Below are 13,735 nucleotides of genomic sequence, written 5' to 3'. Positions count from 1 at the left end.
TCCGCCAGTGTGCTGAATTTCGTCGCATCGGGACCTCACCGCTTGCCGTCGAATCGCCTGAGTGGATCGGGATCTAGGACAGCAAGATCGATGTCCAGTGGTCGATGCTCCGGGATGGTCCCGGTCGATCTCGGATGGGCCGAACCGATACCTGTTCCGGTGAGGTGCGCCTATGGTGCTCACGGTCGACCACTCCGTACGCTGTCCCGGAACATCCGACGCGCGCGCCGGAGGGGTGATCACACTGACGTCGGCCGCCATCGCCGATCTCTTAACCATCCGCAGCTGGCCGGATCTCGCTGCTCATCTCAGTGCTGTCCATGCGCGAACCGGAATGAGCTACACCGATCTTCAGCGCATCGGGAAGGCAAGGGCGAAGGCCGACCCGCGGTCGCGTGAACTGCCGACCAGCACGGTCAGTGACGTGCTGAGCGGCAAACGGCCGGTCAAGAAGGATTTCCTGGAGAGCCTGCTCGCGGCCTGGCAGGTACCTGCGGACGAACACAGGCAGATCGTGGAGGTGTGGCGACGGATCAATGCAGCGGTGGGGCAAGGGCCCGCCAACTCACGCCGCTTCGACGAGGCGTCTCCGCGTGAACTCGGAGTTCATCCGGCCATCTCGACCGGCGATGCTTCTGATGACTTGCCTGGCTATGTACCACGCGACTTCGACGAGCGCCTCCACGACCTGATCGGCAGAGGGGTCGAGCGCGGAAAGTTCATTCTGCTGATGGGTGCATCGTCGTGCGGCAAGACCAGATCACTTTTCGAAGCTGTGCGTAACATCGTGCCCGACTGGTGGGTGGTGCAGCCGACGAGGACACAGGAGATACACGAGCTCACGGCCACGCCGACCGAACGAACGGTGCTGTGGCTCGACGACCTGCACCGGTACCTCGGCACTGATCCGCCGTTGCGCAAGTCAGACATCGTCTCTCTCGTCCGGGCCGGGATCCTCGTGGTGGGCACTCTCTGGCCAACCCACTACTTTGCCCGCAAGCAACTCCGCCAAGCAGACGGCACCGACACCCATGCCGACGATCGGTTGCTGCTGGAGTTCGCGGACGTGATTCCCGTTCCGGATGTTCTTTCGGGGGACGAACGGCATCGGGCCGGTGAGCTCGCGACGACCGACAGTCGGATCGGGATCGCTCTCACAAGCTCGGATGCGGGACTCACCCAGGTTCTCGCCGCAGGCCCCGACCTGGTGAACTCGTGGGAGCAGGCACCCGACCCGTACGGCAAGGCGATCATCTCGGCCGCCGCCGACGCACGCCGGCTCGGCGTACAGGGCCCACTCACCGCCCAGCTGTTGACGGAGGCGATGGCTGGTTACCTGTCGCCAGCACATCGGGTAGCAGCTCCGTCATCCTGGCTGGACCGCGCGCTTAGGCATGCCACCGCCGACCTGCACGGGGCGGTTTCGGCCCTGACTCCTGTGGCGGGCCAGCAAGGCGGAAGCGTGGACGGGTACATGGTTGCCGACTACCTGACGCAACACCTCGCCCGAATCCGCCGGGTCGAGTGCCCACCCCACAGCCTATGGGCCGCGCTGGTCACCCATGTCCGTGACGCTAACGACCTCCGCCGGCTGTCTAGCTCAGCCTTGGCCCGCATGCGGTACCGGTATGCCGAGGCGGCTCTCGATAAGCTTCGCAAGATCCACGAGCCTTCCGCCGTTGTGGAGCTCATTACTCTGTTGCGGCGCCAGGACAGGTTGGTGGAGGCACTCGGGGTCGCCGAAGCGTGGTTGGCGGCCGCGCCCCAGGATGACGAGCGACGGGCTTTGCGTGCAAATCTCGTTCGGCTACAGACCCGTGCCGAAGAGTTCAGGGGGCCGGCGACAGAGAACCCGCGGGCGGCGGAACTGTTGGCAGAGTTGCTCGCAGATGGCGGGCGCGCAGACGCCTTACGCACGAGGGCTGCCACCGGCGACGCCGTCGCCTCCGAGGATCTAGCGGAGCTCCTGGCCGATCGTGGCTGCTTGGACGAGTTGCGCGAGCGCGCGAATAGTGGCCAGCAGGTCGCCGCCGCACGCCTCGCCGAACTGCTCGCTACCCTCGGACGGGTCGACGAGCTCGGGCACCGCGCTGAATCAGGCGATCAGACCGCCGCCCGCCATCTGGCCTGGATCGGCGAGGCCAACACCGATCTCCGGATGGCTAGCTATGGCGGCCTAGCGGAGCTTCGTGCTGCCGCTGACCGCGGCAACGAGGAGGCCGCTACCGACCTGACCGCTGCACTATTCGAGGCGGGCGACCACAGGGCGTTGTTGGACGAGGTCAACGCCGGAACCCAACTGGCCGTCGAACGCTACCTCGCTTTGTTATGCGCTGATCCCGCGGTAGACGGTGGCCTTGTCCGCCAGATTCGAGCGTTCGGCCTGGGCGCCGACGGCTCGCCCGACCGACCAGGAGCCTCGGGATGACCCAGGGCGAACGTGACTGTCGCCCCGACGTGTTGGCCCGACACCTGAGCGAGCTGCCATCCGACCGAGTGTTGCGACTGCCCGAGATGAGCGCGGACACGGTCGCACGCACCCTGGCCCGGGGCACCTCAGATTGGCCAGCGGGTTTGGTCCACCGCGTGCTGTCCGCTACGAGGACGGCAGACCTGGTCACGGCGATGCCCGACGACATCGAATCCGCGGCAATTGGCCTGTTCCCTACCTGGCTCCCGGAGGCTGAGCACATCCGAGAACCCGGTGGTGCGGGACTGACCACCGTTCGGGCCGTCGCTGCCGCCCGCGCGCGGCGGTCGGCCCACTTCGGTCCGTTTCTCGGTGACCTCGCAGCCGCGGCGCTGGCAGGAAGGGCCACCTCCAGGCGGAGGTTTCCGCTGGAGATTCGGGCGGTCGGCCTGACCCGGGTCATGACCGACGCTCTTCACCGCGACCGACTGGTGCTCGTAATTGACGTTCCCGCCGGGCTAAGCGCTGCAGCCCAGCACGTTGTCGCCGCCGCTTGTGAATGGATCGCCGATCGCGGGCGTTGTGGTGTCTGGCTCACCGGTGCCCCGCTGGAGAACATCGACTGGTTGGCGTCAGCCTCCCTGACCGAGCCTTCGACCGGATCGGCAGGTGCTCGGCCGGCGTGGCCCCCCGTGAACGGTGCTCCGCACCCGCGGAGCACTGCCGAGGCAGTGTTGGAGGCGGCGCTAGCCGTTCGGCCGTGGGCGGCTGGGCGACGCTGGAACCAGGTTCATCACTTCCACCCTCTGCGTACCCCCGTACGGCCCGACCTGCTCTGGGTGGAAGAACGGTGCGTTGTCGAAATCGACGGGCGCGAGCACTGTGAACCGGTGCGATTCGAGGCCGACCGGCGGCGCGACGTCCAGTTACAACTGGACGGCTACGCCGTGCTCCGATTCACCAACGCCCGCGTCCTGTACGACGTCGAGGCGGTGGTCACCCAGATCGGCCAGTTCATCGAAGCTCGGCGACACGAACTTGTGAAAGGGACAGCATGGCCAACGACGACCTGACTCCTTCCGATGGCGCGATTCTTATGGCCCTCATGGCAGAAGCCCGCCCGATGCTCAACACCGAACTCTTCGAAAACTATGGAATCGATGTTGAGAAGTCGCGACGCGAGAAGCTCAACCGGATGCAGCTGATCCACAGTGAGAGAGCAGGCCGAACCTTTCGGCACGAGCTGGACGACAAGGGTTGGGTGCGGGTGCAAGACGACCTCGATGTCAGCAGCCCGAAGGCCAGAGCTATCGGCGGCGCGCTCAGCGCACTACACATCAATCTCCGGGGACGTGTGCTGCCGCGCAGTGGTTACCGAAATCTCAGCGAGATGTTTGCCCGGTCCGACATCGCTCCGCCCGGACAGCCGGGCAACCTGGACCTCCGCCTGCGCAATGCCTACGCCGCCCTAGCGGCGGAACCAAGGGCGTGGGTGGCGCTTTCTCGACTGCGGCCGTTCTTCGGGGATGTGTCGACGGCCGAGCTCGATGACGCGCTACGCACCCTGAGCCGGGCGACCGACGTCAACCTGGTACCGGAGAATAACCAAAAGGTTCTCACTGATTCTGACCGGGCAGCGGCGCTTCACATCGGTGGACAAGACAAGCACCTGCTGGCGATTGGGGTGTGATGAAGGACGAGGAGCGCGCCGCCCTTGCGGCGCTCAGGTTCAACTGGGCGCCAGTCCCGGACGACGTGTGGCGGCCGCTGCCGTTCCACGTGGACGGGCTGCACGCGGGCGTAATCCAGGCTGTGACGCGTGGTCTGGAGGACGTTTCAGTCAGTACGGACGGCAACCCGATCGGCCTGACGCTTCAGGGGCAGCGCGGCTCCGGAAAGACCCACCTGCTCGGTTGGCTACGCCAGCAGGTGCAGGCCCAAGGCGGCTACTTCTTCCTGATCAGTCTGCTAGACGCGAAGGGATTCTGGAGTAGCGTGCTGGCTTCGATACTCGATGGGTTGGCCAGGCCGGTGCCGAGCAGTGAGCCACAGCTGCGGCAACTGTTGCGGCGGCTGTCGGCTCTGGTCGGTGTGCCGCGCACCGCTCGCCGCGCCTTCATGGGTGAAACCGCGTTGACCAAAAGGGCGCTTGACGTCTTTGTCGAGGGCCTCACCGAAGTCGACGAGTACGTCGCTCGGACGTCTCACGAGACGGCTCGCGCTCTGGCCCTGAGCGCCTCAGCCGATGTGGCCCACCGGGACGTCGCAGACAGCTACTTCGCCTGCGGCGAGGAAGACGCGCCCGGTGAACGCGCCGCTTGGGGAATGCGTCGAGCGCCACAGACAGCGGAAGAAATAGTTCAGGAGCTGTCGCGGCTACTCGCGCTGACCGGCCCGACGGTGGTGGCGGTCGACCAGATCGACACCATGCTCGCCCAGTCCGCCTTGAGCGGCGATCTGGCCGTGCATCAATCCCAAAGTGGTACGCAGGATTGGCACCAGGCACTCGTGTTGGAAGGCGTCGCTGGCGGCCTCATGTCGCTGCGGGAGCGTACCCGGCGGACGTTGACCGTGGTGGCGTGCCTGCCCACCTCCTGGGCCTTGATCAAGACAAAAGCGACGGACACGGTCGGCGACCGGTTCCGCGAAACACCGCATCTGTCCACGATCAAGAACAACGACCTCGCTCGCGAGATCGTCGCGCGACGGTTCGACGCCTACTTCGGTGCACTCGGCTTCGAGCCGCCGTACCGAACGTGGCCGGTGCGGCCGGAGGCGTTTATGGATGCCGGCGACTACACGGTCCGACAGCTGCTTATCGCCATCGATGCACATATCCGCGCCTGTCTGTTGTCTGGCGATGTCGTCGACCTAACTCGGCTGGACGGTCCGCCGAGCAGCGAACCCCAGTTGGCCTCAGCTGTAGCGCCGTCGAGCGTGGACGCCGAGACACTCGCCAACTACGACGCGCGCTTCGACGCGCTGAAGAAGAGCGCTGAGGTGACCATGCCGCTGGAGGCCGAAACCGAGGACGCCACAGTGCCGCAGCTTCTCGCGGCCGGGTTAACCGCATGGATCCTCGAGGATGTCCAGCGCAGCGAGGTTTTCACCCTCGACCCACCACCGAGTAGCAAACCCGACCTGCATGCACGCCTGCGCCTCACCCTCGATGAGAGCACCGAGGATCAGGTCCACTGGTGCTTCCGAGCGATCAGCGACACGCATCACGGCAATGCGGCGCTCAACCGATTTCGACGGGCCAACATCGCTGCAGGTCTCGACAGCGCGGTCGCGAAGCGACAGCTGTTCCTGCTGCGCAACGGCCGCTGGTCAGACAGCGTCAAGACGCAGCAAGCTCTCCAGGCGTTCGCCGAGGCCGGGGGACAGACCTTGGGGCTGGACCACGAGGACCTACGAATCCTCTCTGCCCTCCGGACCCTTCTCGACGAGGACCCTGTCGAGCTGCAGCCCTGGTTAGCCTCCCGCCGCCCAACCCAACACGTCACAGTGCTGCGCGCCGCTCTAGCTGACATCGACTCCTGGCTGTCAGCGGGCCGCGATTCCGGCAGCCCACCTGCCGATGAGGACCATGTGCCCCCGGAGCCCACGGTAAAAGGCGTCGCCACAGTGCCGTCCAGTGGCCCTCACGTCATCGCAGTGACTGCAACACCGGCTTTTGCGGTCGGGCACGACTACGAGACGGCGCAGCCGGTTGGACTCGAACTAGAAGCACTGCGCAAGCACATGACTATCTTCGCGGGGTCTGGTTCCGGCAAGACGGTGTTGATTCGCCGGATCGTAGAAGAGTGCGCCCTACAGGGCATTTCATCCATCGTTCTCGACCCCAATAACGACCTCGCCCGGCTCGGCGACAGTTGGCCCGAGGCGCCATCTGCATGGGGTGACGGGGACGCGGCGAAAGCCGCCGACTATTTGCGACACACCGACGTCGTGGTTTGGACGCCGCGCCGGGAGGCGGGACGGCCGCTCAGCTTCCAACCGCTGCCCGACTTCCGCGCCACGCTAGATGATCCGGACGAGTTCGCCGAATCGGTCGAGGCCGCAGTCGCGTCGCTGGCGCCCAGGGCGATGCTCAACGGACGCGCGGCCAAGGCCCACCTGGGCCAAGCGGTGTTGCGGCGTGCAGTCGAGTACTACGGCCGGCGCGGCGGCACCCGGCTCCAAGGTCTCGTCGACACCCTGGCCGAACTTCCCGACGGGATAATCGATCTTGACGACGCCGACAAGATCGCTGCCGGGCTGGCCCAGACGCTCACCGCCACGATGGTGAACGATCCGCTGTTCGGCGGTTCGGGCACGTCGATGGACCCGGGTCTTCTGCTCACCCCAAGCGCCAACAAGCGCGCGCGGATCTCCGTCGTGAGCCTGATCGGACTGCCCTCCGACGAGGCACGTCAGAGCTTCGTCAACCAGCTACAGATGGCGTTGTTCGCCTGGATAAAGAAGCATCCCGCCGCCGACCGCCCACTGCTTGGCCTGCTGGTTATGGATGAGGCCCAGACCCTCGCCCCCTCGGGCGCCATGACGGCCTGCACGCAGAGCACTCTTGCGCTGGCCTCGCAGGCTCGCAAGTACGGGTTGGGTCTGCTCTTTGCCACCCAGTCACCGAAGGGTCTCCACAACCGAATTCCCGGAAACGCGGCGACCCAGTTCTACGGCCTGCTCAACAGCCCGACGCAAGTCGAGGCCGCCAGAGAGATGGCCAAGGCCAAGGGCGGCGATGTCCCGGACATCTCACGGCTGAGCACTGGCGAGTTCTACCTGGCCGCGGAAGGAGCGCCACCGCGTAAGCTACGCACACCTCTGTGCCTGAGCTACCACCCACGCAGCCCGCTCACAACGGAAGAGGTCGTCGCTCGCGCCAAAGCTGAGACCGTGCAAGCGGCAGGCCGCGCCGAGGTGACTTAATCGGATCAACGACCGCCGGCGGTTACGTATCTACCGTCCAGCCTCGTGCGCTGCAGTCCTGATGCGTCCACTCCGTAGTCAGGCTGGGGCTTTCCACTCACAGCGTTCAGCAAACTGTCGCGTCTTTCCGCGTGCCTCCGGTGGCGTATCGCCTGGTCCGGCGCGCGACGCATCTCGCGGCCTGGCCCGTCGCCCTCACCTATTCGCCCCGTCCGGACGAGTCCGCTGCAGAAGCGGAGCGTTCGAGCACCATCGGAGTACCGTGCCCGCCCGAGGGTTCTCGTGAACAGTTCAAAGCCGCATGGATAAACGCGACGCCTCGACCAGTGCTTCCTCTGGTCAGGGCCTTGCCTGTTCTACGCGTGAAGGAACCCGCTGGCTACGAGGATGACCCGCGGGGGCAGGGCCTTCTACTGGGTCGATCGGATTTTGGAGGACCTCAGGGAGTTGATACGGCAGGGTGAACGCTACCTTCGGATTCTTGACGTAGGCCGCGGGCTCGACGTGACGGGTCACAATCAGCGAAATCACCCGCCAAGGATGTACTTCGGTAACGCCGCAGGCGTGTGCGACGGCGTGGGCGTGCCGCTGGATCTGTTCGGCTTTCTCAAGGAGTTTGGGAACGAAACGGCTGCGCTTTCCGTGGGTGAACTGGCGGACATGGTGTCGCATTGCCGCGATGCTGTAGGGCGTCGCGAGGTCTTTGACTTCGCAGATCCACAGCCGCGAGTTGACTGGATCGGCGATGAGCAGGTCGATCTCACCGACCGGGTTCCGGATGCCAAGACGGGCTTGTTCACTTTGATTGAACTGGAATCGATGCGGCAGGCTGAGGTCAGCGACGAGGTCGCGGACCGTCGTCTCCAGCTCGTCGTTGCGGCCCTGACGGTGCTTGGTCATCGCGTCGGAGACACCCGGCGGCAGCACGTTGGCGGGGTGCGGTAGCCGGGCGGCTGTGAGGTAGCTGTTGTGGATTTGCAGGGCGGCATGGATCAGCCACGGCATCACCAGGATCCGGCCGTCGATCATCGGCAGAGGCCGAGTCAGCAGGCGATGGGACCGCTGCTCGACGTTGAGAAACCGCCGGGCACCACCCTGCTGGAGTTCGACAGGGTCGATCTGGAGGAGCTGAAGGGCAGCGCGGATCTGGGCCTCGGGGAGGGCGGACCAGTCGGCGGCCTCACGGATGAGGTCGTCCGGGTTGACAGTGGCGATGCCGTCCTCCTCGGTTGGCCAGTCGGCGGCGGTACCGAGCCCGGCCGCGAGGCCGTCGAGCCCGGTGCCCCATCCGCGGGCGAGCAACGCGTCGACCTTGAGCAAGGATGGTTCGGCAAACTTGCCCAGCCGCTCGAAGGGGAGGCGGTCGCGCTTCTGGCCGGCGTGCTGAAACCGGGAGCCCTCCTGGCTGGCGTATTCGGTGAGGTCGTCGACCGTCCACGGTTGTTGGGCGGCCACCGCGATGAGGTGGTCGAGCTGGGCGCTGTGGTATGCCGCGAGGTCGATGTCCAGGGGCGGATCGCTGCTGCTGTCTCGCTGGTCGGCGAGAACAGGCCTGCTCTGCACCACGAAGATGCCGTCGTCGTTGATCTCGACCTGGAGACCATGCAGGTCCCGTTCGTACCCGTAGTCGGCGGCGGCGGTGCGGGCGAGCAGATCGGCGAGGGCGGCGAGTTCACCGAGGTCGAGCGCGTCGACGGTTCGGGTTCCGGCGGGCGGGTCCGCCAGTGCTGCCTCGAGCAGTGTCTGCAGTGATGTCATGGTGGCGGAGCGGTCGCCGTCGCGGGCTGCGTCGTGCCAGTTGGCCGCCCACGGCCCAGCGAGCGAGTGCATGATCTGGTGGCTTCGGCGCAGGTAGGTGGCGTAGGCGGCGTTGAGCCGGACCGCGAGCTTGTGCAGCAGGGACGGGTCGCACGCGGCGATCCGTTCCCGGAGCGTCTCCTCGATCGTGGGCAGGATCGTGTCCTGGCAGATGGCGTGCGCGTGCGTGTCGCTGTAGGTACCGGAAGCGACTCGGTGGCGAAGGCGATCAGTCACGGCGCGTAGCGCCCTCGCCCGAATCGCCGGCGTCTGAGGCAAGGTGTCGACCGGAGCCGCCTTCGGCCGGCCATCTGCGACAGCGTGCAGTGTCATCAGCGGCCCGACCTGCTCCCACGCATCGAGGAACGTCTCCGCCGATGTTCCAGGGTTCGCGTTCCGGTCTACGCGGATGCGACGGACGAGTTCGTGCAGGGTGCTGCCGAGAATGTTGTGGCCGGTCATTGGGTCGGTGTGGAGTAGTTCGAGGACGTCGGGTCCGATGATGACGCTCAGCACGGCCGGCTCCGCCGCGCAGGCGACCCGCAGCCCGTATCCGCGGCTTGGATCGGGGGCCGGGTCGTCGGTGAGGCTGAGGATGATCGTGAGTGGGGTGTCGGGGAGCCGGAAGTGTGAGGCGATGTCGTCCCGGCCGGTGATGCAGTTGAGGACGGCGTCGGCGAGCTGGAAGTACATGTCCGCGTCGAGGTTCAGTGTCGCGGCGTCCGAGCCATCGATGCGGATGACCAACGCCGAGTCCGGGTTGACCAGAGCGATTTCGCTGTGACGGGTGGTGAACAGGTGCGCGGTGCCGTCGGAGTCGACGGTCGCGATCGGCCAGTCCCGATGCTCCGGCAGGCCGGTGGCAGCCAGAATCGCGTCGGTCGCCTCCCATCCGGCGGCCTGGACCCAGGTGGCGTCGTATTCGGCTGCCACGATGTGCAGCACCGTTTCCTCGCCGGCTTCTTCACCCGCGTCTTCGCCCGGCCGCGTCTCGTCGGCTGGGCCGGTGTTGTCCTGGTCGGGGGGAGGGCCGATACGTCCCCAGTCGCGCCAGGCCGTCCACACGTCCAGGATGTCCTGGAAGACGACAACATCATGCCTGTCGTGTTCGCTGAGATCCTGTAGGAAGCATTCGACGGTGGCCCAGTCGCCGCCGGCTGCGTCAATGAGTTCGACGAGCTCTTCGATGTGGAGCAGGATGACGTCCCGCACCTGATGCCAGTTGATGACCAGCGGGCCCCCGTACACGACCACCTTGGCGAGGTGATCGACCCGCATGGAGGCGGTTGCCGGGGCCGGGTGATCGCCCAGGACGTGCCAGGTGTCGGTCTCGACCTGCCGCCTGTCGAGGAGATCGATAGCGTGCTCGATCGCCGTGGTGAACATGTTCGGGCTCAAGGCGCTGATGACCGTAGCCACCGTTCGTGAGCCAATGATGATCGGTGGGGTGCCGAGGTCGATTTCCATCGGCGCCGACCGGTTGACCCATCGCTTGTTGAACACCGCGAAAGCGTGGCCGCACATGAACGCCTGGAGACGGGCGGCGTCGCCCTCGCCGATCTCTGGGCGTCGAAGAAGGATGTCGGCGGCAGCGTTCAACGCGTCGAGCGTCAGACTGGCCGGAACCGGAAATACCGTGTCGCCCGAACGCAGGCGAAGGACGGGGCCGAGCGTCGGGAGTCCGGGCATAACGGCGAGGGCCACCCGGGCGGCGTCGCGGGTGAGCCAGGTAAGAGCCTGGGCGGCGCGTTCGGGGTGGCTGCACCGGTCGGTGATGCGGCGCGGGTCGCCCAGCCTCGCCATAGACTGCCGGACCGCGTCGACCTCGGCCGCCGACACGGCCGCGGTGCTGGTGGCATCGTCGGCGGGCGTCTCATCAGCCAAGTCCCACGCCTCGGCCAGGCCCATCAGGGCATCGTCGCCGTGCGCAAGCACCACCTCGATCAGGTCAGTCAAGGTGAAGCCGACGACGTCGAGCAGCGTAGGATCGACAGCCCGTGCCGTGGTGGCAAGTCGTCGTAGCAGCATGAGCGGGTAGAGATTGTCGCCGGGATGGATCCGCCATCGACGACCGTCGAGAGTGAATCCGACCGGGTGCCGTGGATCATTTGACACGCCCCGCGGCAGCACGGGGTATCGGGCGACCTCGACAGCGGTGTTCACCAACTCGGCCAGATCCGGGTCTGTGGCCGGCCGGCTCCCGGCTGGCGGCACGCGAACAGCCCGAAGCCACAGCAGCGTCAGGTGGTACTGCCACGGCCGCGACCACGGGGCGTCAATCGCGGCGCCCAACAGAGGAATCACGGACGCAGCCGTGAACCTGTCCAGCGCCTCATCAATCGCTGCCCACTCGTCAGGCCCCATACCTTCGATACGGTCGGACTGGCCGCCGCTCTCGTCGTTCCAGGAAAGCACAGCATCCATCGTCTCGTGAGCCGGCCTGATTGCCCGACCCATTTACCGAGCAGCCGGCGCGGCGGTCGGATGAACTCTCGAAAGTCGATTGGCGGCACTTCGGGCGCTTGCTTGACTGGGCGACGTCCCTCGATCTAGACGAGAAGGATTCACATTAAGGGCCCCGAGAACCCGCACCGGCTTCGGACGACAGCAGCGACGAGCCCGACGACACAGGCCGGCCGGCGTCGCATCGGCATGACCCGGCGGCTGTTCCCGCGTTGCCGCGGCTAGCCGACCTTGCATGGGATGAGCCGCACGATGCCGGCCTGCGGGTCGAGGACCTTGCAAAGGGACCAGCACGGCCGACGCTGGGACACCGACCAGGGCGACACGCCCGAGCCCAATCGTCCGGCATACATGCAGGCCGACCTTCCGCCACTGCTGCCCTGGTGGGGACCACGACCGCACAGGGTCTGACGTACGTGCACGATGGCAACGCGGATACTCTCGCAAGGACTCGAATGATCAATTGGTACGTCGGCCGCTTCAACGTACGTGCGCGTGCCCTGTAGGGAACTAGTCGGTGCCGTGCACTCGGAGCAGTTCCAGGCGTTCGCGGGCCTCGGCGTCCGCGGGGATTAGCACCAGCAGCTGCTGACCCTGGTCGGGAGTGATCCAGGTTTCGCAGTCCATCGTGCGCCGCCGCCTTGCGGATGCACCACGGTCTTGCGGTCGGCGCGCCGGCCCGCGACCTCGTGCTCAGGACGCAGCCGGCCGAGGTCGGCGCTCGCGTCCCACAACCGTGCACGAGTCCGTTGACCGGCGCGGACCATCTCGCCGAGATCGAGAAGACGGTGCCAGCTGGTGCCGCGCGCGGCGACTGATCCCGTCTGTGATGTCCAAGGCGTCGGGAATTGACTCAGGAGCTTCGGCGGAACCCGCCCCGAACGGGTTCCGCCGGGAAGCTCGGTTTCTCCCGCAGCAGCGCAGGCGGCGGCCCCCGAGCCGAGCATCCGGCGGCGCCGCTAGGTGTACTCGGTCATGACGTTGGTTGCAGGCGGCTGAATGGGGGGTTGGCCGCCGAGTGCGGTGTGGCGGCGTTGAGTGTTGTAGTGCTCGAGCCAGGGAGCAAGGGCTGCGGTGCGTTCGGTGTTGGTGGTGTAGGGGCGCCGGTAGGCGCATTCGGTGGCCAGGGTGCGGTTGTAGCGTTCTGCTTTGCCGTTCTGCCAGGGGCAGTGGGGTTTGATAAATTTCTGCCGGATGCCTAGTTCGGTGCAGACGGCTCGCAGTGACCAGCGGTAGGCCCAGGCGTTGTCGGTCATCAGGCGTTCGATGGTGTGGATGCCGTGCTGGTGGAAGTAGCCGACGGCGCGGGTCAGGAAGGCGGCGCAGGTGGGGCCTTTCTCGTCGGGCAGGACTTCGGAGTAGGCCAGTCGGGAGTGGTCGTCGACGAGGGTGTGGACGTAGTCGTAGCCGCGTCGGGTGGTGCGGTCGCGGGTGGTTTCGCGGCCGGCGCGGCCCAGGACGCGCCAGCCGCCGCCGTCGGGGATCCGGCCGATCTTCTTGACGTCCATGTGGACCAGTTCGCCGGGGTGGTCGCGTTCGTAGCGGACCGCGGTGGCCTTGGACGCTTTGATCACCTGTCCGGTGATCGGGTCCAGCAGTCGCAGGTGGGGTATGTGGTGACGGCGCAGGATCCGCCCGACAGTGCGGGCTGCGACACCGACCTCGGCAGCGATCCAGTCCTGCCCGCGCCGGAACTCGGCCCGGGCCTCCAACACCCGTTCCTCGATCGCTGCCGGGGTGCGCCGCGGACTGCTGTGTGGCCGTGACGACCGATCCTGCAGACCCGCGGCGCCGTGCGCGGTGTGCCGGTCGATCCAGGTCTTGACACATTTACGGGAGATTCCCATCGCCGCGGCGATGTGTGCCTGCGGCCAGCCGGCCTCATACCGCTCGATGATCAGCATCCGGCCGTGGAACGTCGTTCGGGCGTTAGGGTGTGACACGAAAGCCTCCGGCGGAGTGCGGTCCTAGACAACCCACACCCCAACCGGGGGCTTTCCCTATGTCAATATCCTCCGCCTGCTACCAACGTCCCGGCCGGGTACAGCTAGGAAGCTTTCATCCCACGCCGAGGGAGGTCGCGATGTTGACTTCAGTCATGATGACTGTCCAGCTCAACCTGACGCCACCTGGATG

General features: G+C 66.3%; 5 protein-coding genes and 1 pseudogene. 4 read left to right on the top strand and 2 right to left on the bottom strand.

The genetic code is table 11. The annotated features are described in order from the left end of the window. The first annotated feature begins 172 nt into the window (after window positions 1–172). From AB0H87_RS01605 to AB0H87_RS01590, 4 genes are all read left to right on the top strand, one after another. Entirely contained in the window at window positions 173–2,428 is a 2,256-nt protein-coding gene (locus AB0H87_RS01605) for a hypothetical protein (RefSeq protein WP_360137827.1), read from the top strand. A gap of 197 nt (window positions 2,429–2,625) precedes the next feature. Continuing rightward, the gene (locus AB0H87_RS01600) at window positions 2,626–3,483 is read left to right on the top strand and encodes a DUF559 domain-containing protein (protein WP_360137824.1); all 858 of its coding nucleotides are present in this window, start codon (window positions 2,626–2,628) and stop codon (window positions 3,481–3,483) included. Next, window positions 3,465–4,100 (top strand): hypothetical protein, encoded by a 636-nt coding sequence (locus AB0H87_RS01595; RefSeq protein WP_360137821.1) that lies wholly within the window; start codon window positions 3,465–3,467, stop codon window positions 4,098–4,100. Before AB0H87_RS01600 ends, AB0H87_RS01595 begins: the two co-directional genes overlap by 19 nt. Then, the gene (locus AB0H87_RS01590; RefSeq protein WP_360137818.1) at window positions 4,100–7,339 is read left to right on the top strand and encodes an ATP-binding protein; all 3,240 of its coding nucleotides are present in this window, start codon (window positions 4,100–4,102) and stop codon (window positions 7,337–7,339) included. The genes AB0H87_RS01595 and AB0H87_RS01590 overlap by 1 nt, the downstream gene beginning before the upstream one ends. A gap of 339 nt (window positions 7,340–7,678) precedes the next feature. On the opposite strand, the gene AB0H87_RS01585 is transcribed toward AB0H87_RS01590, so the two are convergent. Then, complete coding sequence (locus AB0H87_RS01585) at window positions 7,679–11,551, bottom strand: hypothetical protein (protein ID WP_360137815.1); 3,873 nt, start codon at window positions 11,549–11,551, stop codon at window positions 7,679–7,681. A gap of 1,021 nt (window positions 11,552–12,572) precedes the next feature. Then, window positions 12,573–13,542: pseudogene (locus tag AB0H87_RS01580) on the bottom strand (IS481 family transposase). Window positions 13,543–13,735: the final 193 nt, after the last annotated feature.

Source organism: Asanoa sp. NPDC050611, assembly GCF_040654855.1.
Taxonomy (GTDB): domain Bacteria; phylum Actinomycetota; class Actinomycetes; order Mycobacteriales; family Micromonosporaceae; genus Asanoa.
The sequence above is the reverse complement of the archived record's forward strand: the minus strand, read 5'-3'. Positions and strand labels throughout refer to the sequence as shown.

Bases quoted from the DNA above. Each gene is read 5' to 3' on its own strand.
- AB0H87_RS01605 (WP_360137827.1), top strand. From the start codon at position 173: ATGGTGCTCACGGTCGACCACTCCGTACGCTGTCCCGGAACATCCGAC.
- AB0H87_RS01600 (WP_360137824.1), top strand. From the start codon at position 2,626: ATGCCCGACGACATCGAATCCGCGGCAATTGGCCTGTTCCCTACCTGG.
- AB0H87_RS01595 (WP_360137821.1), top strand. From the start codon at position 3,465: ATGGCCAACGACGACCTGACTCCTTCCGATGGCGCGATTCTTATGGCC.
- AB0H87_RS01590 (WP_360137818.1), top strand. From the start codon at position 4,100: ATGAAGGACGAGGAGCGCGCCGCCCTTGCGGCGCTCAGGTTCAACTGG.